The organism is Archangium lipolyticum (genome assembly GCF_024623785.1).
GTDB lineage: Bacteria > Myxococcota > Myxococcia > Myxococcales > Myxococcaceae > Archangium > Archangium lipolyticum.
In genome coordinates this window covers 243,417-264,799 of record NZ_JANKBZ010000003.1, presented here as the reverse complement: position 1 = coordinate 264,799, position 21,383 = coordinate 243,417, and the positions used below count along the sequence as shown (strand labels likewise).

General features: G+C 68.1%; 16 protein-coding genes. 10 read left to right on the top strand and 6 right to left on the bottom strand.

The window, feature by feature from the left end; translation table 11 throughout:
• Positions 1 to 27: 27 nt before the first annotated feature.
• Positions 28 to 6,405 carry an Ig-like domain-containing protein gene (locus NR810_RS08185; RefSeq protein WP_257449822.1) on the bottom strand — a complete coding sequence of 2,126 codons (6,378 nt, stop codon included), beginning with the start codon at positions 6,403 to 6,405 and terminating at the stop codon, positions 28 to 30.
• 121 nt (positions 6,406 to 6,526) lie between these two features.
• On the opposite strand from NR810_RS08185, the gene NR810_RS08180 reads away from it, so the two are divergent.
• The 8 genes from NR810_RS08180 to NR810_RS08145 all read left to right on the top strand — a co-directional run bounded on the left by NR810_RS08180 (position 6,527) and on the right by NR810_RS08145 (position 14,460).
• Positions 6,527 to 7,384, top strand: coding sequence for an alpha/beta fold hydrolase (locus tag NR810_RS08180; RefSeq protein WP_257449820.1), 858 nt, complete (start codon positions 6,527 to 6,529; stop codon positions 7,382 to 7,384).
• Positions 7,385 to 7,388: 4 nt separating this feature from the next.
• On the top strand, positions 7,389 to 8,252 hold the full coding sequence (locus tag NR810_RS08175; protein ID WP_257449818.1) for an alpha/beta fold hydrolase: 864 nt from the start codon (positions 7,389 to 7,391) through the stop codon (positions 8,250 to 8,252).
• Positions 8,253 to 8,402: 150 nt separating this feature from the next.
• Positions 8,403 to 9,050, top strand: a complete 648-nt coding sequence (locus NR810_RS08170; protein ID WP_257449816.1) for a TetR/AcrR family transcriptional regulator — start codon at positions 8,403 to 8,405, stop codon at positions 9,048 to 9,050.
• Positions 9,051 to 9,093: 43 nt separating this feature from the next.
• Entirely contained in the window at positions 9,094 to 10,314 is a 1,221-nt protein-coding gene (locus tag NR810_RS08165; RefSeq protein ID WP_257449813.1) for a cytochrome P450, read from the top strand.
• A gap of 34 nt (positions 10,315 to 10,348) precedes the next feature.
• Entirely contained in the window at positions 10,349 to 11,755 is a 1,407-nt protein-coding gene (locus tag NR810_RS08160; RefSeq protein WP_257449802.1) for a cytochrome P450 family protein, read from the top strand.
• Positions 11,756 to 12,117: 362 nt separating this feature from the next.
• Positions 12,118 to 13,212, top strand: coding sequence for a 3-oxoacyl-ACP synthase III family protein (locus NR810_RS08155; RefSeq protein ID WP_257449799.1), 1,095 nt, complete (start codon positions 12,118 to 12,120; stop codon positions 13,210 to 13,212).
• Between the two features lie 45 nt (positions 13,213 to 13,257).
• Positions 13,258 to 13,884 (top strand): DUF2378 family protein, encoded by a 627-nt coding sequence (locus NR810_RS08150; protein WP_257449796.1) that lies wholly within the window; start codon positions 13,258 to 13,260, stop codon positions 13,882 to 13,884.
• 18 nt (positions 13,885 to 13,902) lie between these two features.
• The gene (locus NR810_RS08145) at positions 13,903 to 14,460 is read left to right on the top strand and encodes a hypothetical protein (RefSeq protein ID WP_257449793.1); all 558 of its coding nucleotides are present in this window, start codon (positions 13,903 to 13,905) and stop codon (positions 14,458 to 14,460) included.
• A 4-nt stretch (positions 14,461 to 14,464) separates the two neighbouring features.
• On the opposite strand, the gene NR810_RS08140 is transcribed toward NR810_RS08145, so the two are convergent.
• Positions 14,465 to 15,691, bottom strand: a complete 1,227-nt coding sequence (locus NR810_RS08140) for an adenylate/guanylate cyclase domain-containing protein (protein ID WP_257449791.1) — start codon at positions 15,689 to 15,691, stop codon at positions 14,465 to 14,467.
• Positions 15,692 to 15,788: 97 nt separating this feature from the next.
• On the opposite strand from NR810_RS08140, the gene NR810_RS08135 reads away from it, so the two are divergent.
• On the top strand, positions 15,789 to 16,553 hold the full coding sequence (locus NR810_RS08135; protein WP_257449789.1) for an SDR family NAD(P)-dependent oxidoreductase: 765 nt from the start codon (positions 15,789 to 15,791) through the stop codon (positions 16,551 to 16,553).
• Here NR810_RS08135 and NR810_RS08130 read toward each other — a convergent pair whose 3' ends face one another.
• Both NR810_RS08130 and NR810_RS08125 read right to left on the bottom strand, forming a co-directional pair.
• Positions 16,554 to 17,306 carry an SDR family NAD(P)-dependent oxidoreductase gene (locus NR810_RS08130; protein ID WP_257449787.1) on the bottom strand — a complete coding sequence of 251 codons (753 nt, stop codon included), beginning with the start codon at positions 17,304 to 17,306 and terminating at the stop codon, positions 16,554 to 16,556.
• Positions 17,303 to 17,767 (bottom strand): DUF1801 domain-containing protein, encoded by a 465-nt coding sequence (locus NR810_RS08125; protein ID WP_257449785.1) that lies wholly within the window; start codon positions 17,765 to 17,767, stop codon positions 17,303 to 17,305. The genes NR810_RS08130 and NR810_RS08125 overlap by 4 nt, the downstream gene beginning before the upstream one ends.
• A gap of 107 nt (positions 17,768 to 17,874) precedes the next feature.
• On the opposite strand from NR810_RS08125, the gene NR810_RS08120 reads away from it, so the two are divergent.
• Complete coding sequence (locus NR810_RS08120) at positions 17,875 to 18,804, top strand: methyltransferase domain-containing protein (RefSeq protein WP_257449783.1); 930 nt, start codon at positions 17,875 to 17,877, stop codon at positions 18,802 to 18,804.
• Between the two features lie 35 nt (positions 18,805 to 18,839).
• Here the strand turns inward: NR810_RS08120 and NR810_RS08115 are convergent, their stop codons facing one another.
• Both NR810_RS08115 and NR810_RS08110 read right to left on the bottom strand, forming a co-directional pair.
• Positions 18,840 to 20,225, bottom strand: coding sequence for an MFS transporter (locus NR810_RS08115; RefSeq protein ID WP_257449782.1), 1,386 nt, complete (start codon positions 20,223 to 20,225; stop codon positions 18,840 to 18,842).
• A 12-nt stretch (positions 20,226 to 20,237) separates the two neighbouring features.
• Entirely contained in the window at positions 20,238 to 21,362 is a 1,125-nt protein-coding gene (locus NR810_RS08110) for an FAD-dependent oxidoreductase (RefSeq protein ID WP_257449780.1), read from the bottom strand.
• Positions 21,363 to 21,383: the final 21 nt, after the last annotated feature.

The following is a 21,383-nucleotide window of genomic DNA, read 5'->3' as shown; positions in this document are numbered from 1 at the left end:
CCAGTGTGGAAAACCATGCCCGAGGGGTCAGTTCACCTTGACGGAGATGGGAGCGGAGATGGTGACGTTGCCCGCCGCGTCATAGGCCCTGGCCGTCAACGTGTGCGTCCCCTTCGAGGCGCTCAGCAGGTTCCAGCTCACGCTGTAGGGGGCCGTGGTGTCCGTGCCCATGACGCTGCCTCCGTCGTAGAACACCACCTGGGTGACGCCCACGTTGTCACTGGCACTGGCCTGAATCGTGGTGCTCAGTGACAGCGACAAGAGCGTGGCTCCGTTGGCCGGCGAGGTGATGGCCACGGTGGGCGCGCTGTTGTCCACCGTGACGGTGCGGCCGGCGGACACGGTGACGTTGCCCACCGTGTCATAGGCCCGCGTCGTGAGGGTGACGGCACCATTGGCTCCGGCCGTCGTGTCCCAGCTCACCGCGTACGGCGCCGTGGTGGCCGTGCCGAGCAGTGTCGAGCCCGCGTAGAGCTCGACCCGCGCCACCCCCAGGTTGTCACTGGCGGTGGCACTGACCTGGACGGTTCCCCGGATCAGGGCATTCGCCGCCGGAGCACTGAGGGCAGTCGTCGGCGCGGTGTTGTCGACCATCACCCCTACCCCGCCCGACGTGCGGACGTTGCCGACACTGTCATGGGCCTTCACCGTGAGCGTATGGGCACCGTCCGCCAGATATCCGCTCATCGCGTAGGGCGGAGCGTAGGACGTGCCGAGCAGCGTCGCCCCATCGTAGAACTCGACCCTGGAGACCGTCTGGTTGTCGCTGGCGGTGGCCTCAAGAGCGACAGAGCCCCGGAGGACCATGCCCTGCGCGGGCGAAGTGAGGGCCGCGTCCGGCGGGGTGTTGTCAGTGTTCACCACGCGCCCACTCGAGGTGCGGACGTTGCCCGCCGTGTCGTAGGCCTTCGCGGTGAGCGTGTGGGAACCGTCCGCCACGGCGGTGCTGTTCCAGCTCACGGCGTAGGGCGTGCTGGTGTCGGTGCCGATCAGCGTCCCGTCCGCGTAGAGCTCGACCTTCGCCACCGCATGGGTGTCGCTGGCGGTGGCGCTGACCTGGACCGTTCCCCCGACCAGGGCATTCGCCGCCGGAGCGCTGATGGACGTCGTCGGCGCGTTGTTGTCGATGATCACTCCTACCCCGCCCGAGGTGCGGGCGTTGCCGGCGCCATCGAAGGCCTTCACGGTGAAGGTGTGGGCGCCGTCCGTCGCATACAGCGAGTACCAGCTCAGCGTGTAGGGTGCGCTGGTGTCGGTGCCGAGCAGTGAGCCATCCAGGTAGAACTCGACCTTGGAAATCGCCAGGTTGTCACTGGCGGAGGCCGCGAGCACGACCGTTCCCTTGAGGAAGCTCTCTGGCGCGGGTGAAGTGAGGGCCGCGTCCGGCGGGGTGGTGTCGACGTTCACCACGACCGCGGCCGAGGTCCCGACACGGCCACCGCTGTCGTAGGCCTTCGCGGTGAGCGCGTGGGCCCCGTCCGCCACGCCCGCGGGGTTCCAGCTCGTCTCGTAGGGAGCGCTGGTGTCGGTGCCGAGCAGCGTGCCGTCCGCGTAGAACTCGACCCGCTCCACCGCCTGGTCGTCGGCGGCCGTCGCGGTCACGGAGAGCATGCCCACCGCGTACACATTGTTGGAGGGAGCGGTGATCGCCACTGTCGGGTCTCCGTCCACCGCGAAGACCACGTCATCCCGGTCGTTGTAGTCACCGCTGCCGCAGGCCGAGCTGGAGTCACCCCCGCGCCTGAACTGGGCACGCACGGCCTGCAGGAAGCCCGTGGGCAGGACGTACTCCGTCGAGAGCACCTGCGCTCCGGTGGCGCTCGGCCGCAGCGTGGTCAGGTACGTCCACGAGGGGCTGTTGGCGTTGCTCGCATGGAACAGGTCGAGCGCATCCGTGGAGGTGTCGAAGACGTTGACGTGGACCTCGATCCGGGCGAGCCGGCCCGGCGCGAAGACCGCTCCATCGACGCTGGACAGCTTGATCCGGTTGATATTCTCGAACCCGCCAATCCAGTAGTTGACCGCTCCGTCGTAACAGGTCCTGTTGATCGTATTCTGTGCGTTGGGCTCCAGGGAGTACCGGCCCTTCACGAGGCCCGTGGTGTCACAGACGCTGGTCGGCGTGGCGCACTTCGGCACGCGCAGAACGGAGTCGTACACGGCGCCGCCGGGCTGGTCCGTGGTCACCACCACCCCGGTGCTCGTGGCCTCGTTGTTCGCCACGTCATAGGCCTTGGCGGACAGGGTGTGGCTCCCGTTCGTCCAGAGGCCGCTGTCCCAGTCCACGCGGAAGGGAGCTGTCGTGTCGCTCGCCAGCAGCGCGCCGTCCACGAAGAAGTCGACCCGGGAGAGCTCCACGTTGTCCGTGGCATCCACCTGGAAGGACGTCAGCCCCGCCACGGTGGCCCCGCTGGCCGGTGAGGTGACGGACACGGCCGGGGCCACGGAATCGATGAGCACGGGCACTCCGGCCGAGGTGGCGATGTTGCCGTGGATATCGGTGGCGCGCGCGGTCAGCACGAGCCGGCCGTTCACGGCCGTCTGGGTGTTCCAGGAGAAGCTGTAGGGCCAGGAGGTGTCGGTCGCGAGCGGCGTTCCATCCACGAGGAACTCGACCCTGGACACTCCGGACGTATCCGAGGCATCCGCCGAGAGCGTCACGGTCCCGACGAGCCGCGTACCGCTCCGGGGCTCGGTGAGCACGACGGTGGGGGGCGTGAGCTCGGGCACGAGGGTCACCACCACCTGCTGCGATATCCCCACGTTGCCGGCCGCGTCGTAGGCCCTGGCGGTCAGGACGTGTGGACCAGTGGAGGAGGCGCGCGTATTCCAGTACCCACCGAAGGGCGCGGAGTAGGAGGTGTCGCGCAGATTGAGGCCGTCGTAGAACTCGACCCGGGTGACGCCCAGGTTGTCCGAGGCGTTCACGGTGAGCCTCACGTCCTCACCCACTTTCACTCGCACGCCAGGGGCGGGAGCGGTGAAGGAGATCACCGGCGCCGTGAAGTCGTTGTCCGTCGTCACCGTCACCGGCTGCGAGGCCACCACGTGTCCGGCCACGTCGCGCGCCCGAGCCGTCAGCGTGTGGCTACCGTTGGCGACCCCCCGGGTGTTCCACATCACTCCAAAGGGTTCCGCGCCATCCGTCCCGATCAGGGTCTCCCCATCGAAGAAGTCCACGGCCCTCACGCCGAAGTCGTCGCTCGCCGTGGCCGATAGCGTGACGGTTCCAACCAACGTCGCTCCAGGGGCGGGCGCGGTGAGCGTCACCTCTGGGGGGACGGAGTCCGTCTCCTGGGCGACCGGGAAGACCAGGTCGTCGCGATCCCTCCACGAGTCCGCGGGCGTGCTCGACTTGCAGAGCCCGTCGCCCCCGCCCACGCCGAAGGCCGCGCGTACCGCCTGCAGGCCGCCAGCGGGGAGGATGTACTCCGCCGACAGTGTCTGCGAGCCCGTCTTCAAGGGCTGGAGGGTGGCGATATGGATCCACGAGGGCTGGGTCGCATCCGCCGCGAAGTACAGCTCCAGCTTGTCGACGGGCACGGAGTCACGGTTGTCGGTCACCACGTCGACGTCGATCCGGGCCCGCTTCCCAGCGGTCAGGGCCGTGCCATCCACCCGGCTCACCCGGATCCGGGAGAGGGACTCGGCGAGACCGGTGCGCGTGCCGTCGGGGCACCCGTCCAGGGTGTTGGGCGCGTTCTGCTCGTTGACCCTTCCCCTGACCAGGGACCGGGTGTCGCAGCGTTCCGTCACGGTGTCACACCGGGGCGCCTTCAAGACCGGATCGTAGCGCGCGTTACCCGCGTTGTTCGCCTCGACCGTGATGGGGGCGCTCTCCGCCGACTGGCCCGCACCGTCATACGATTTGACGCTCAGCATGTGGCCGCTGTTGGACACGCTCACCGAGTCCCAGGCGAGCGCGAACGGAGCCGTCGTATCGGTCCCGACGAGCGAGCCGTCCACGAAGAACTCCACCCGCGTCACCTGCCGGTCGTCGCTGGCGGCCGCCTCGATGGAGACCGTACCGCTCACGGTGGCCCCGGCGGCGGGCGCGGTGATGACGGGCTCGGACGGTGGGGTGAAGTCGTTGTCCACCGTCACGTTCACCGTGCTGCTCGACGAGACGTGGCCGGCCACGTCGTAGGCGCGCGCGGTGAGGGTGTAGGGCCCGTTGGGCAGCGTCCGGGTCGACCAGGTCCACGCGTAGGGAGCCTGGGTGTCCGTCGTGAGCAGGGTCGAGCCGTTGTACAGCTCCACGCGCTGCACGGCGAAGTCGTCGCTCGCCTCCATCTGGACGGTGACGGAGTTGGCCACCGTGGCCCCCTCCCCCGGGGAGGTGATGGCCACGCCGGGCGGCTTGGAGTCCGGCACCTGGTCCACCGCGAAGACCAGGTCGTCATGGTCGATTCGCCAGCTCTGCTGGGGACAGGCGGCGGGAGGGTTGGCGCTGCTGAGGATCATGCCTCGGAGGACCTGCATTCCGCCCGCTGGAAGCAGATACCTGGCCGTGAGGACCTGGAGGCCTTTCTTGTTCGGCCACAGGGTCGCGACGGGGAGCCAGACGGGGTTGCTCGCGTCGGCCGCGGCGAGGAGATCCAGATGCTCATAGCCCAAGTAGGAGGTCCACTCCGCGTAGACCGTGGCCTGGACCGTCACCTCCTTGCCTACCTGGAACGTGGTGCCATCGCTCGGGAAGACGAGCAGCCGCTCCAGCGAAGGGGACTCGAGGTACGTGCCGCCCTGCCCGTCCGGGCAGAGGCCGCCCAGGGTGTTGGGCTGGTGGGGTTCGGGGCCAGCGCTCCCCCGTCCCTCCAGGAGCCGCTCCGAGTCGCACCTGCCGCCCACGTCCGCGCAGACGGGTGTTCCCCACGCGGGATCGAACGTCGCCTGCCCGGCGTTGGCGAGTGTCACCTCGACCGGAGGACTCACGCCCGGGTTGTAGTGGACGTCATGGGCCCGGGCCATGAGCACCACCGGGCCGTTGAGGGTGGTGAGGCTGTTCCACTTCAGCTCGTAGGGCGCCGTGTCATCCGAGCCGATCAGACTGTCACCCTGGAAGAAGTCGACCCTGGCGATGTCCGACTCATCCGTGACGGTGGCGGAGAGGGTCACCGTGCCGCTCACCGTCGCACCGGCGGCGGGCGCGGTGAGGAGGACCTGGGGCGCGGTCTGATCCTCCCCGTTGCCGCCGGCGTACAGGAGTTGGTTCAGGGAGTAACCCGTGGTGTAGATCATCACGGGCATCGCGCGGCTGGTGAGCTCGGTGGCGACTTCCCCGGGAGTGGCCAGGGCATGGCCTTCCAGGTAGAGCGCCGCCGCACCCGCCACGTGCGCGGCCGCCATCGACGTGCCGGTGAGCGTGTCCGTGCTGGTGTCGTTGGTGCTCCAGGCCGAGGGGATGTCGACGCCCGGCGCGTGGAGGTCCACGCATTCGTCGAAGTTGGAGAACATGTACCGGCCGTCGCCGGAGTCGGACGCTCCGACCGTCAGCGCGGCGGGAACCCGGCCAGGAGAGCGGTGGCACGCGGTGGATTGATGGTCGCCCGACGAGACCACATAGGTGACTCCGGCGTTGATGGAGCGGGTGACCGCCTCGTCCAGCGACGCCGTCACGTTGTTGCTCAGGCTCAAGCTGATGTTGGCCACCGCCGGCCTGGTGTGGTTGGCGGTGACCCAGTCGATGCCCGCGATCAGCCCGGACACGTAGCCCGACCCCTCGCAGTCCATCACCCGCACGGAGTGCAGGGTCACCCCCTTGGCCACGCCGTACGTCGCCCCGCCGATGATGCCCGCCACGTGCGTGCCGTGGCCGTGGCAGTCGTAGGAGCCGTTACCGTCCTCGATGGCGGTGAAGCCAGGAACGGCGCGCCCACCGAACTCCGAATGGGAGAAGCGGATGCCCGAGTCGATGACGTAGGCGTGCACCCCGCTGCCGGTCTGGTCGTAGTGGTACGTCCCGTCCAGAGGCCGTTCCCGCTGATCGATGCGGTCGAGTCCCCAGGGCGCATGGGACTGGGTGCCCGAGAGGTGGACCTCGCTGTCCTCCTCCACGTAGCGCACGCGAGGGTCGTTGCTCAGCTTCAGGGCGGCGGACTCCGTCATGGTCACGGCGAAGCCCTGGAGGGCCCGGGAGTACACGTGTTTGACGGAAGCCCCATGGAGCGCGGACAGCTGGGTGGCCACCTGCCCCACCACCTGGGCCTGGACCCCGGTCTTCTCGTCGAGCACGACGATGTAGCGGCCAGGCACGGCCTTCTCGGCCTTCAGCAGTCGGCTGCCCGCGACGAAGGCCCGGGCCGCTCGGGCCGTCCTCGTGGTCTCGGCCGCCACGCGGTCTTCGGATGTGGGCTCACACGAAGTGAGCACGAGTCCAACCGCGAGCAGTGTCACCAGGATCCGCATGAATCTCCCCCAGGGGCCGAAACCTCTTTCCTGGATTGTTGAACAAATCCAGGAAAACTGGATCGCGGTGGGGCGAAAAAAATGACCCCCTTCCTCCGTATCGACCTGCGACGCTGGGACCATGGAACGCTTCGTCGAGGTCGCCGAGGGAGTCTCGCTCTGGGTCGAGTCACGGGGTCCGGAGGATGCACCCGCCGTTCTGCTCATCATGGGAGCCAACGCCTCGGGGCTGGCCTGGCCCGACGAGCTCGTGGACGTCCTGGCCCGGAAGCACCGGGTCATCCGCTATGACCACCGGGACACCGGAGCGTCCACCTGGGCCTTCGACAAGGCCCCCTATCCCCTGACCCGGCTGGCCGAGGACGCGCTGGCCATCCTCGATGCGTTCGGCATCGGCCGCGCGCACGTGGTGGGCTTTTCGTTGGGGGGCTTTCTCGTGCAGTGGCTCCTGGTCGCCCGTCCCGAGCGGCTGCTCAGCGCGACGGTCATCTCGGCGGCCGCCCTCCAGGGCACTCCCCCGCTCGCCGATGGAACGGCCCAGGCCCCCATCGCTCCCGAGCTGCTCGAGTTCTGGAGCCACATGTTCGAGCCGCGCGATCCCGAGGCGGAGATCGAATGGCGGATCGAGAACTGGCGCAGGCTCAACGGCAAGGTGATTCCCTTCGATGCCGAGGAGTTCCGTGCGCTCGAACGGCGCATCATCGCCCACGCCGGCCGTTCCGATAACCCGGGGGCCCACGCGCGGGCCGACTACTCCGCACTGGCTCGCGGGGCGGAGTTCGTTCACGTCACCGTGCCCACGCTCGTCATCGCCACCCCGGAGGATCCCACCAGTCCCGCGTCCAACGCGCGGCACCTGGCGGAGAGCCTGCCGCGCTCGACCCTGGTGACGATCGACGGGATGGGGCACGCGATTCCGCGCGCCGTCGTGCCCCGGCTCGCGGCGGCGCTCCTGAACCACTTCGAGACGGTAGGTTGATGCCATGGAACGCTTCGTCGAGGTCGCCGAGGGAGTCTCGCTCTGGGTCGAGTCTCGGGGCCCGGAGGATGCGCCCGCCGTTCTGCTCATCATGGGCTCCACCGTTTCGGGACTGGTCTGGCCCGACGAGCTCGTGGACGTCCTGGCCCGGAAGCACCGGGTCATCCGCTATGACCACCGGGACACCGGAGCGTCCACCTGGGCCTTCGACAGGGTCCCCTACTCCGCGACCCGGATGGCCGAGGACGCGCTGGCCATCCTCGATGCGTTCGGCATCGAGCGCGCGCACGTCGTGGGACTGTCGTTGGGGGGGCTCCTCGTGCAGTGGCTCCTGGTCGCCCATCCCGAGCGGCTGCTCAGCGCGACGGTCATCGGGGCGCCCGCGCTCGAAGGTGCTCCCGCCCGCGCCAATGGAGCGGCACGAGCCGCCATCGATCCCGGCCTGTACGAGTTCTGGAGCCACATGTTCGAGCCGCGCGACCGCGAGGCGCAGATCGAATGGCGGGTCGAGAACTGGCGCAGGCTCAACGGCAAGGTGATTCCCTTCGACGCCGAGGAGTTCCGTGCACTCGAGCGGCGCATCATCGCCCACGCCGGCCGTCACGACACCTCGGCTGCCCATGCGCGAGCCGACCCCTCCGGATTGGCTCGTGGGGCGGAGCTCGCTCACGTCACCGTGCCCACGCTCGTCATCGCCACCCCGGAGGATCCCACCAATCCCGAGTCCAACGCGCGGCACCTGGCGGAGAGCCTGCCGCGCTCGACCCTGGTGACGATCGACGGGATGGGGCACGCGATTCCACGCGCCGTCGTGCCCCCGCTCGCGGCGGCGCTCCAGAACCACTTCGAGGCTGTGGGCCACCGTTGAGCACGGCCGAGCCAGCGGCGAGCTGAGCTCCTCCCAGGGAACTGACAAGGGAACGACCCTCGGGGCAGGCGTGTATCCCGAGGTACGCCTGTCTGCTCGGCTCCTTCTGGTTGACCCGGGTATCCCTGGAACCGTACCCTGGTTCAACAAATGAACCCGCGTTCAACAACTCGAAGCAAGCCCCAACCGCTGCGGCTCCGGATGAAGGAGGAGGCGCGGACCGCCATCCTCAACGCGGCGGAGCAGGTGCTGGCCGAGCAGGGCATCCACGCCGCGCGCATGGACGACATCGCCGCGCGCGTCGGGGTCTCCGTCGGGACGCTCTACAACTACTTCGAGGACCGGAAGCAGCTGATGGCGGCCCTGCTCGACGTGCGCGGGCGGGAGCTGCGGGACATGCTCGACACGGAGCTGGAGCGCAGCCAGGGCGCGCCCTTCCGCGTGCGGATGCATGGCTTCCTGCGCTGCATCCTGGAGCACTCGCGCACGCACTTCCAGCTGTTCACCCTCTCCCTGGAGGATGTGCTCGAGCACGGCATCTCCTCGGGCGAGGACGTGAGCCGCGAGCGGACGCAGTCCCTGGAGCTCACCCGCCGCATCGAGCACCTCACCCGGCAAGGAGTGGAGGAAGGCGCCCTGCGGCCCGAGGACACCCGCCATTACCCCACGTTGTTGTTGAGCATGCTGCGCGGCGTCCTCGTCCGGCAGTTCCTCGAGAAGCAGCCCGTGCCGGTCGACGAGCTGATCTCCCTGCTGTTGCGCTGCTTCCTGGATGGGGCCGCCCCACGCCCCCGATGAACCCCGTTGTTCCACCGCCGTTGTTCCACCCATGGAGAACCGTATGAGCCTCTTGGACCGCTTCGACTTCTTCGACCCCGAGGTGATGAACAACCCCTACCCCTACTTCGCGGAGATGCGCGAGAAGGCCCCGCTCTTCTGGAACGAGCGCCTGCAGGCCCATGTCCTCAGCCGCTACGAGGACGTGACGTACGTCCTGAAGAACCCGGCCCTGTTCTCGTCCGTGGACATCCGCGTCGCCGGCAAGCTGCCCAAGGAGCGCACCCAGATCACCGAGCTCAGCTCGGTGTCCAACCTCGTCACCTCGGATCCGCCCAACCACACGCGGCTGCGCGGACTGGTGAGCCGCGCCTTCATCCCCAAGCGCATCTCCGAGATGGAGCCCCGGGTGCGCGAGCTGTCCCGGGGGCTCGTCGCGGAGATGACCGCCCGTGACGAGTTCGACTTCATGGACGGGCTGGCCTCTCCCCTGCCCGTGACCATCATCGCGGAGATGCTCGGCATCGAGGCCTCCCGGCGCCGGGACTTCAAGCACTGGAGCGACTCGCTCATCACCGCTGGCTCCGAGTCCCTGCGGACCGGGAAGCAGTCGGAGGAGAGCATCCGGAGCGGGCGGGAGATGCTCGCCTACATGACGGAGATCGCCGAGAAGCGCCGTCAGGAGCCCAAGGGTGATCTCATCTCCACGCTCGTCCAGGAGAGCGACGGCGTGGCCGCGCTGACGCCCCAGGAGGTGAACTCCTTCGCCATCGTGCTGCTGATCGCCGGCAACGAGACCACCACCAACCTGCTCGGCAACGCGCTCGTCTCCCTCATCCGCAACCCGGAGCAGTACGAGTGGCTGCGGCGCAACCCCACGCTCCAGGCCTGCGCCGCCGTGACCGAGGAGACCCTGCGCTACGACTCGCCCGTGCTGGGGCTGATGCGCCGGGTGACCCAGGACGTGGAGCTGGCCGGCGGGAAGGTCGCCGCGGGCTCGACGGTGATGGCGCTGCTGGCGTCCGCCAACCATGATCCGCGCAAGTTCCCGAACCCGGAGCGCTTCGATCTGCAGCGCGACACGACGGGGCTGCTCTCGTTCGGCCACGGCATCCACTTCTGCCTGGGAGCCCCCCTGTCGCGGCTGGAGGCCCCGGTGGCGCTCCAGGAGTTGTTGGAGCGCGCCCCGAAGCTGGGCTTCGCGCCCCAGCAGCCCGAGCGCATCAACTACGGCAGCTCGTTCTTCCTGCGCGGGCCCCGCTCGCTCTGGCTGAGCAAGAACTGAGCGGACGCGAGAACCACGAACTCCGGAGGACACCATGACGACGAACAGGATGGATGAGCAGAAGGAAGCAGCGCCCGCCGCGGGCGGAACCTGCCCCGTGATGGGACGGCGGGAAGCTCCGGCCATGAGCTCCGTGGTCCTGGACAGGGAGAACCCGGAGTTCCTGGCCACCGCCTACGACACCTATGCCGAGCTGCGCGCCACGGCGCCCGTGGTGCGCTGCCCCTTCGGCCGCGGCCTCGCGGACGGGGCTCATCCGGAGGGCTCGAAGGCTCGCGGGCCGGGCAAGGTCCCTGGACGCGACAGGCTCTTCGTGACCCGGTACGACGAGGCGGTGTCCGCGCTCCTGGATGATCGCCTCTCGTCCGACTTCCGCTCGGCGATGACGCCGGAGCAGCGGGCGCGGCTGGAGGCGACCATGCCGGAGGAGTTCCGGCCCGTCGCGCACAGCATCATCATGCTCGATCCGCCGGATCACACCCGGCTGCGCAAGCTGGTCCAGCCCAACTTCACCGCTCGTGCCATGGAGCTGCTCCGGCCGCGCATCCAGCGCATCGTCGATGAGCTGCTCGACGGGGTCGAACGCAAGGCGGCCGGGCGCGGCGAGGCCGTCTCGGAGCGCCGGATGGACCTGGTGGAGGCCTTCGCCTATCCGCTGCCCGTCACGGTCATCAGCGACATGCTCGGCATCCCGGTGGAGGATCGCGAGAAGGTCCATGGCTGGGCGGAGGGCCTTCTGCACGCCGAGCGTCAGGACGCCGTGAGGGACGAGAAGCTGCGGGCCGGCATGCGGGCGTTCAGGCAGTACCTGGACGGCCTGTTCGAGCGGAAGCGGCGTGAGCCGGCGGAGGACATGATCAGCCAGATGGTTCACGTCCAGGAGGACGGCGACACCCTCAGCCACCAGGAGATGGTGTCGATGGTGTTCATCCTGTTCTTCGCCGGGCACGTGACGACGGTCAATCTGATCGGCAACGGCGTCGTCGCGCTGCTGACGCACCCCGACCAGCATGCGCGCTTCCTGGCGGATCCCACCGGACTGTCCAAGGGGCTGGTCGAGGAGACGCTGCGCTTCTGGGGGCCGGTCGACTACATGAGCACGCCGCGCATCGTCAGAGAGGACCTCGAGCTGGGAGGAACGCACATCCCCAAGGGGGAGAACCTGTCGGTGGGTCTGGCCTCGGCGAATCGGGATCCCTCGCGCTTCGCCAACCCGGACGTGTTCGACATCACGCGCCCCGACGCCCACCGGAACATCGCCTTTGGCAAGGGCATCCACGTCTGCATCGGGGCGCCGCTAGCCCGGCTCGAGGGACAGCTCGCCTTCGAGTCCCTCTTCAAGCGCTTCCCGAAGCTGCGGCTGGCGCTCCCCGCCGAGGAGATGCGGTGGGGCAGTGTCGCCAGCCTGCGCGGGTTCAGCCGGATCCCGGTCCTGTTCTAAAGGCAATGCTGGAAGTGCGGCAGGTGCGGCCCCCCGCGTAAAGGGCGGGGGCCGCGGCCACGTTGGAGATCCCTCTTTTGAACAGTGAATGATGCAAGCCCGCGTGTCGCACGGCTTTGTTCACCAGAGAAGCATGCCAACGCGAGCCTCCCGGTGCTGCTTTATTTTTATTCATTGATGCCTCAAGAATACGGAATCCCAGCAGCAGCCCTGAAGTCGTGGAGAAAGCCAGGAATCAGAAGGTCGCACTGAGTTTCCTTCTCTCGAAAACCCTGTGATTTCAGCGACATGAGGGGGAAGGGGTGGTTTCCATCCGTCCGTTGTCATGACGAAAACAGGTCCACATCAAGCGAGAACCGGACATGAACACAGTTCGCGTTGCAGGTGCCGGCGCTTTCATTCCCTCTCGGACCATCAGCAACGAGCGCATCGCCGCCGCCTTCCCGGGCTGGTCCGCTGAACGCATCCTCGAGAAGACAGGCATCGTCGAACGGCGCTTTCTCTGGGACATCGACGCGCGGGGCCGGGCCATCGCTCCACCCGAGGATGATCTGCCCATCTACCCGGCCTCCAACACAGACATGTGCGAGGTCGCCCTGCGCCGGGCCCTGAAGCAGTCAGGTGTGGACGCCCGGGAGCTGGATGCGCTCTTCCTCATCACCTGCACGCCGGACGAGCTGAACTTCAACCACGACGCCATGGTGCTGCACCATCGGCTGGGCTGCCGCGCCGATACCTTCGCGCTGGTGATCGACGATGGCTGTGGCGGCACGCCCTACATCCTCGACATGGCGTGCAAGATGATGCGGGGCGGCCGCTTCAAGACGGTGGCGGTGGTGGCCTCCTCGCTGCTCTCGCCCCAGCTGAACCCGGACGTCTACACCGGAGAGATTGTCCCGGCTCCAGGGCTCAAGCCGATCAATGCCTACCTTTCCGCCTATGTCTTCGGGGATGGGGCGGGCGCGGTGGTGCTGCGCGCGGACGGCGAGGAGGGAGAAGGCATCCTGACGACCATGTCCGGCAACGCCCACACGGACCTGGTGATTCGCCGGGGCGGAGGTGTGCTGCGGCTGCCGTACCAGGGCCGGACGCGGCCGGTGGACATGGCCTTCGTGGTGGATGGGCCACGGGTCGCCGAGAGCTACCCCTTCTACATGCGCCAATGCATCGAGGAGGTGCTCTCCGAGCGGCCCGAGCTGCGCTCCGAGGTGAAGCGCTACTACTTGCACCAGCCCAACAAGCGGCTGATGGAGCACTTCATCGGGACGATGGGCCTGCCTCATGAACGCGTGGCCATCAACGTGGACCGTTATGGCAACACCTCCGCGGCCGGGAAGCTCATCCTGCTGGCCGAGGACCTGGAGTCAGGCCGGGTGCGTCTGGGCAGTGGAGACCTGGTGCTGATTGCCGCTGTAGGCGCGAACGTCCATTACGGGGCGCAGCTCATCCGGTTGTAGGCAGGGGTTTTGCTCCTTCTCTTCTTACGAACACAGGACTTCCCGATGATGATTGAACAATACGAGACATCCCTGTTTGCGAAGGATCTCAACACGAAGGCGCACGTGGAGCGGAACCTGGGGCTCGCGTCGCCAAGAGACACGGCACGAGGGATGTTCTTCAACGGCGCGCTGGAGGTGGTGCGCAAGCTGGGGGGAGAGGCTGTGGCCCAGCGTTGCCGCAAGGCCACGGGAGAGAGCAAGCACCTCGACTTCTTCAACTATCCGGTGGCCACCTTCCTGATGCTGTGTTTGACGGCGGCGAAGGAAGTGGGCTCGCAGCTCGGCGGCTGCGAGCAGACGCTGCGTCTGATTGGTGAGCAGTCCGCGAAGGACTTCCTGTCCTCCACGGCGGGCAAGACCCTCTTGCTGCTGGCGGGACAGGATGTGAAGCGCATCCTCAAGCAGGTCCCCTCCGCCTACTCCACGGCGGTGAGCTACGGGACGCGGACCATGACGTGCACCCCCTACGAGAAGAGTGGCCACTTCGTCATCCACCACGACTTCCTGCCGCAGGCCTACCATGAGGGCATCCTGCGGGGGGTGCTGTTGACGGCGGGGGTCGACCATCTCAGGATCAAGGGGTACACCACCGGGCCGCTGGACAGCGAGTATGAGTTCTTCTGGAAATAGCCGGGAGGGCTCTCCACCATGTCGAGGATGGCACTCTCCGTACTCGCGCTGGGCCTGCCCACCGTCGCGTTGGCCCGGGAGCAGGTGTTGCTGTTCCGGACCGAGGAGCACCCCGGTGCGGTGGATCCGAGCGGCTGCCAGGCCGCTCCGTTCGAGGTGAACGTCCGGCTGCCCGCGAATGTCCTCGGCACGGATGACGGGCGGCCCAGCGGGAAGGCCCTGGCGTGCGCGCGCATCACGGACCCGACCTTCGCCGAGGGCTCGACGGCGGACTTCTACGTGCACTTCATGCTGCCCGAAGGGAACTTCACGGGGCTGGGCAGGTGCACCATGGTGAGCAACGGGGTACCGCGTCCCGGTGTGGTGCTCACCAGCTGCGCGCTGAAGCTGACGGAGCTCCCCGCTGGCTACGTGGGTGGCTTCGCGACGAGCTCGAGCGTCTTCAACCCGAAGGGCCTGCCCGGCTACAACACCGGCTCCTTCTGGACGTTGCGTGTGTTCGGGCCCGAGCCCACGAAAGACACGGGCGGCGGCAAGGTTTCCGCCGCGGGGCCTCGGCGCTCCCCTCCTCCCTGAAACCTCAGGGCAGCGTGAAGACCCGCACCGCCTCGTCCTTGCCGCGGACGCGCATGGCGGGCAGCTCCCGCAGCGCCGGATTCTGGAGCCGGGCAACGGTCTCCGCCGAGATGAGCACGGGCACGCCGGCCTCCTTGGTGAGCCCCTCCAGCCGCGCGGCGGTGTTGACGGCGTCGCCAATCACCGTGAACTCCAACCGGACGCCGGGCACGCCGATGTTGCCCGCCACCACCGGGCCTGTGTGCAGGCCCATCCCCATCCGCAGCGGCGGCAGGCCCGCCCGGGCGCGCTCCCCATTGAGGCGCTCGAGCCCGTCCAGCATGTCGCGAGCACAGGCCAGTGCCGCTGCGGCGCCATGGTCCGCCTCGGGAGCGTCCTGTGCGCCGAAGCCGAACACCACCAGCGCGCCGTCGCCGATGAACTTGTCGAGCGTGCCACCGTGCCGCTCGACCTGCTCGAGCAGCGTGGCGTGGTAGGCGTTGAGCTGGCGCACCACCTCCTCGGGTGAGAGCTTCTCGCTCATCGAGGTGAAGCCGCGCAGATCCGTGGCCAGCAAGGTCACCGTGACGGAGCGGCCGCCCAGGGCCATGCCCGCGCGAGGATCCTCCAGCACGCGCTCCACGGCGACCTTGGGCAGGTACCGGCGCAAGAGGCGCAGCCGGGCGAAGGTATCCAGGTTCTGCCGGGCGCGCGCGCCACTGCTGGCGGCGATGAAGCCGGAGAGCAGGAGGATGGCCGCGGTGGAGATCTGCCCCGGGTGGAAGTTGCCTTGAGAGATCATCACCGCCAGGAACATCACCGCGGCCACCGCGCTGCTGGCGATGGCGAACCGGCCCGAGTACCGCAGGAAGTTGCCGAGCAGGGTGACCATCATCAACGACGGCAGGATGTTCAGGGTCCAGCGCGGAGACTCGCCAGCTCCATCGAAGCGCCCGAGCACCATGTAGAAGACGGCCATGGAGACGAGATCGACCATCAGGGTGACCTCACCCAACCAGCGCGGCGTCCGGTGGCGCAACCAGGCGAGCACCCCCAGCGAGTACGCGAAGTAGACGCTGGAGACGATGAACGAGAAGGCCGAGCCTCCAGAGAGGAACGGCCAGGCCGCGAGCAGTCCGACGGCGCCGACGACCCAGACGCGATAGAGCGCGATGCGCCGCTCGGCGGAGGCCCGGCTCTGGGCGAGCGTCTGCTCGATCTCCTGGGCCGTGGTGTCGGCTCCGGAGTCCATGGGCGAAGAGGAGCCTTCCCGGGGGGAGCGGGACTTCATGCGCGTGTTGAGGGTATCAAGTGTTCGAGGAAGGTAGCAGACCCCGGAGGAGGCACCCATGAGTCGGCTCGATGGCAAGGTGGCACTGGTGATCGGCGGCAGTGGCGGTATCGGCAAGGCGGCGGCCCTGGCGCTCGGGCAGGCCGGAGCCCGGGTTGTCGTGGCCGCACGGCGAGTGGCCGAGGGCTCGGCGGTGGTCCAGGAGATCGTCGCCCAGGGGGGCACGGCGCGCTTCGTCGAGACGGATGTCACCCAGCTGGCCCACGTGACCCGGGCCGTGGAGACGACGGTGGCCGCTTTTGGCCGCCTCGACTGCGCCGTGAACGTGCCTGGAATCACCGGCCAGCCAGGCCCCATCTCCGACTGCACCGACGACAACTGGGCGCAGGTCCTCCACACCAACCTGACGGCCTTCTTCTGGTGCCTGCGCGCCGAGCTCCAGCAGATGAAGGCCCAGGGCGGAGGCGGCCGCATCGTCAATGTCTCCTCGGCCATCGGCAAACGAGCGTTCCGGGGACTGGGCCCGTATGGAGCCACCAAGCGCGCGATGGAGAGTCTCACGGAGACCGCCGCGCTCGAGGCCGCCTCGGACGGCATCACCGTCAACGCGGTGGCCCCGGGCTCCATCGCGACGGAGACCTTTCTCGACTTCACGAAGGGCGACCCGGCCACCGTGCGGATGATGGCCGAGACCTACCACCCGATGGCCCGCGTCGGGCAGCCCGATGAGGTGGCCCGTGCCATCCTCTTCCTCTGCGCCGATGCCACCTTCACCACCGGCACCACCCTGTCCGTGGATGGGGGATGGGCCTTCCGCAGCTGATCAGTCCACGATAGCTCCGGCGGAGATGTTGACCTCGGTCGAGGTGATGGTGCGGGCCTGATCCGAAGCCACGAAGGCCGCGACATTGCCGACGTCGGCGAGCGTCGCCGCACGCTTGAGCAGGGTCGCCTGCTCGATGCTGGCGGCGATCTCCTTCCATCCAGGGACCGTGTGGGGAAGGGTCTCCGGGATTCCTCCCGTCTTCAGCGTCACCACGCGGATGCCGTGGGCGCCGAGCTCGCAGGCCCACTGCCGGCGGAGGCCCTCGAGGGCATCGAGGGCGATCTTGAAGCCCCCCAGGCCGGGCAGTGTCTGCGGCCCCGAACCCCCGAACGCGAGGATCACGCCCGAGCCGCGCGCGCGCATGTGCCGGGCGGCCGCCCTCGTCGTCACGAATTGTGTCCGCATCGCATGGGTGATCGGCTGCAGGAAGTCGTCGACGGAGAGCTCCATGAGCGGCTTCTGGACGTCGTCGTACCCGATGACGTTGAACGAGATGTCGACGTACCCGGCCCGCGCGGCCACCGCATCCACGAACGCGTCGACGGCCTTCTCGTCGAGTGCGTCGAGGACGGCGGTGTCCGCCTGGCCGCCACGCGAACGGATGTCGTCCGCGACCAGCTCGAGCTTCGCCTTCGTACGGCCCGCGAGGAAGACCCTCGCTCCTTCACGGGCGAAGGCACGGGCCACGGCACCACCGATCGAGCCGCCCGCGCCGTAGATGACTGCGACCTTGTTCTCCAGCAGCATCATTGCACCTCGTCCATGGCGCGGACCCAGTGTTTCACGAGCCGCACGAGCCCGGCCTTGTTCGCCCGCACATCCGCCATGTCGCGGAACCGCGCCATGCGCCGGTCCACATAGTCGCCTTCCAGGAAGCCGAACCGATCAGTCGGCATCGTGCCCTTCGGGAAGACGAAGACGACGTGAACACAGTCCTGTGCGCGGGGATTGAAGGCCGCGATGTCCTGCTTGTAGTAGAAGCTCGGCGCGTTCCACTTCACGCGCTCGGCGACCTTCTTGTTCGCCCCGAGGATGATCGCCCGCACGGCTTCGATCTCGGCTTTCAGCGGGTGCTCCAGACGCTTCATGTACGCGTCCACCTCGTCCGTGCCGTTCGTTCCCTGGGACGAAGACTTCGTTTTCGCCGCGGGCCTCTTGACCACTGACTTCTTGACCGCGGGCTTCTTCGCTTGCGCCTTCCGTGTGGCCACGACGAGCTCTCCTGTTTCGCGATGCCGCGACGCTACTTGAGAGGAGACCTGGCGAGCACGCTGGGAATGCATGACAGGTGCCTGCCTGTCTGACACCATCCTGGCCCATGTCGCCCTCCTCCCCCACCCCACGTTCCGTCCCCTGGTGGGTCGAGCGCGCCGAGACCCTCCTGTCCTCGAAAGATGCACGTACCCTGGAACTGGGGGCGCTGTGGGAGCTCTTCGAGCGGTTCTCCTTCGTTCGGGAGAACGTGGAGCCGGACCTGCTCCTCATCGACGTTCAAGGACGCCCGGAGCTCCGTGCCCTCTGGGATGCACTGGAGGCGCGTGCACTCACGGTGACCGACGCACTGGATGCGGCCGGAGATGATGTCGCCCAGCAGCTTCGCACGGGAGAGCTCGCACCGACCCGCTTCCGGGAGCAGTGGGAGGGGCTCGGCTTTGCCGAGGCCGCTGGCCGCGCGAGCACGGCGGCGGATGACTGGCTCGAGGGCCTGCTGCGCATCTCACGCATCACCACCGGGCAGAACCGTCCCCCGTTCGGTCAGGTGAACATGGCCTCGCGGGCCCAGCGCATCTCCGACTTCCTCTCCATCACGAGCCCCGGCCAGCACGACACGGTCTACGACCTGGGCTGCGGCAACGGGAAGTTCGCCATCACCGTGGCCGCGAGCTCCTCGGCGCGGGTGAAGGGCGTGGAGTACGGCCAGGAGTACGTCGAGTCGGCGCGCCGCAACGGCGAGCGTTTCGCGCTGCCGAACCTGGAGTTCATCCACGCGGATGTCCGCGATGTGGACCTGTCGGACGGCACCGCGTTCTATCTGTACTTCCCCTTCTGGGGAGAGGTGGCGCACGCGGTGGCGCGGATGCTCGGGGACGTCGCGCGGGCCCGGGACATCACCGTGTATGCATCGGGTCCCCGCCACGACTACGGCGAGTATTTCCTCGAGCAGGTGTCGCAGGGGGCGCTGTGTCTCGCGCCGCTGCGCCAGGACTTCGCGGACGTGATGGTCCTGCGCAGCTCCGCCTTCGCGTGAGCGGCGCCAGAGGAGCCGGTCCCTTCCGGCGGGCGCTACGATGTCACCTGGACGTCGACCTGCTGATGGTACCGGAAGGTGCTGACCACGGCCGACACGGTCGCGACGCAAGCACCGAGCCCCAGGGCCACCGTGGACCCATGGTTCGAGGACGCCCTGAAGCACAGGGCGACCAGGGTGGCACCGCACGTCTGCCCCAGCAGGCGGGCCGTGGCCTGCATGCCACCCGCGCCGCCACTGCGCGCCTTCGGAGCGGCGGACAACATCGCGCGGTTGTTCGGCGACTGGAAGAACCCGAAGCCCACGCCACAGAGAGCCATGCCGCAGACGATGAAACCGCTCGCCGCGTGCGTGGGCAGGAGCGCGAGCAGCGCCAATCCCGACGCCATCACGACCGCCCCCACGCCGCACAGGATGGCCGCCGAGAAGCGATCCGCCAGCCGCCCCGCGATGGGCGCCATGATGGCCACCGCGACCGGCCAGGGCGTCATCAACAGCCCGACCTCCACCTGGCCGCGCCCCAGGACGTTCTGGAAGTAGAACGGCAGGGAAACGAAAGCGAGCATCTGCGCCGAGAAGCAGCAGATGGAAGCCGTCACGGAGAAGGCGAAGACGGGGATGCGCAGCAGGTCCACCGGTACGAGCGGTGAGGTCCGCGAGAGCTGCCGCCGCACCAGCACGGCGCCCGCGGCGAGACTCCCGGCGAGCAGGAGGGCACTCGGCATCACACCGGACGTCAGGGTCTCGATGCCGATGATCAGCAACCCGAACGTCAGGGCATTGAGCAGCGCACTCGTCCAATCGAACGGGAGCCCCGAGCGCCGGGTGTGCGGTAGCGCCTGGCGCGCGATGAGCAGCGCGGCGGTCCCCACGGGCAGGTTGATGGCGAAGAGCCAGGGCCACGACGAGAGCGACAGGATGGCCGAGGCGATCGTCGGGCCGAGCGCGGAGCAGGTCGCGACCACCATGGCGTTGATGCCAATGGCCCGTCCCAGGAGCCGATTCGGGTAGGTGAAGCGGACGAGGGCGGCATTGACACTCATGAGCGCGGCCGCGCCGAAGCCCTGGAGGACGCGTGCGAGCGTCAGTCCCACGAGGGAGCCCGACAGCGCGCAGGCCAGCGAGGCCCCCGTGAACACCAGGAGGCCGGCCTGGAAGACGCGGCGGTAGCCCACGATGTCTCCCAGCGAGGCGAACGGGAGCAGCGAGACGACGATGGCGAGCTGGTAGGCGTTGACGATCCAGATCGACGCGGCGGGCGAGGCGTTCAGGTCCCGTGCGATGGAGGGCAGCGCCACGTTGGCGATCGCCCCATCCAGGACGGCCATGGAGATCGCGAGCACGATGGCGGCGATCGCCCAATACCGGCGCGGCGTGGGGAGACCATCGGAAGCTTCCAGCTCGGCTTTGACACCATCCATACCGCTCTTCGTTTAAATGGGCTGGGCCGTGACTTCCATCATCTTCTTCACGATGCCCGTCCGGTCGGCGTGGGACGCGCCCTGCATCTCCCAGTCACCGATCTGGATCGAGCTCTCGACGATGAACTTGCAGCGCTCGTAACGCCGCTGCATGAAGCGGGACAGGAGCGCCTCCACCGGTGCGTCCTCCGCGAGCAGCTCCGCGAGCACCACGGCGTCCTCGATGGCCATGCCCGCCCCCTGCCCCAGGTGCGGCGTCGTCGCATGGACGGCATCGCCGATCAGCACCACCCTCCCCCGGTACCAGGGCTCGGGGACGAAGATCACCTCCATGGGCTTGTAGACGACCTGCTTCGGGTCGGCGATCTGTTCCCGCAGCCGGCCGATGATCCCGCCGAACTCCTTCAGGCGGTCCCTCATGAGCTCCGCGAGCTGGTCCTCCGGCATCCACGGGTTCCCAGGCTCCGAGGAGGTCACGAACAGGTACATCAGCTCCTGCGACAGGGGGCAGAGCCCGGCGTTGTGATGACGCCCGTAGAAGGCGGCCAGATGGTCGATCTCGGGCGGGCGCTTGAAGTTGTGACGGAAGACCGCCTGTCCCGTGAAGCGCGGCTTCAGCTCCTTCCCGAAGACCATGGACCGGACCTTGGAGAAGAGCCCGTCGGCCCCCACGACGAGGTCATACCGGCCCCGCGAGCCGTCGGTGAACGTGACCGACACGCCGTCGGGGTCCTGCTCCAGGTGCTCGACCGTGAGGCCCAGACGGATGGAGGTCCCCCGCTCCTCCGCCGTGGAGCTGAGCACGCGATGGAGGGCGAGCCGGGAGATGCCCAGGTTGGCCGGGTACTGCGGCCCCGCCGCGCGCACCCCGGGCAGCATCCGCTGAAGCGCCCCCTCCGCCGAGTAGAACCCGACGTTCTCGTAGGCGAACCCCGCGCCGAGGAAGCGGTCGGCCAGCCCCAGCTGCGCCATGGCCCGGATGACGTTGCATTGTTGGATGATGCCAACGCCGTAGACGGTCCACTCCTTCTTGACCTCGACGAGGTCGACCTCGATGCCACGGTTGCGCAGGCCGGAGGCCAACGAGAGTCCGCCGATCCCACCACCGACGATCAACACCTTGCGTACACGGGCCATCTTGAATGTCTCCTTGGTTCT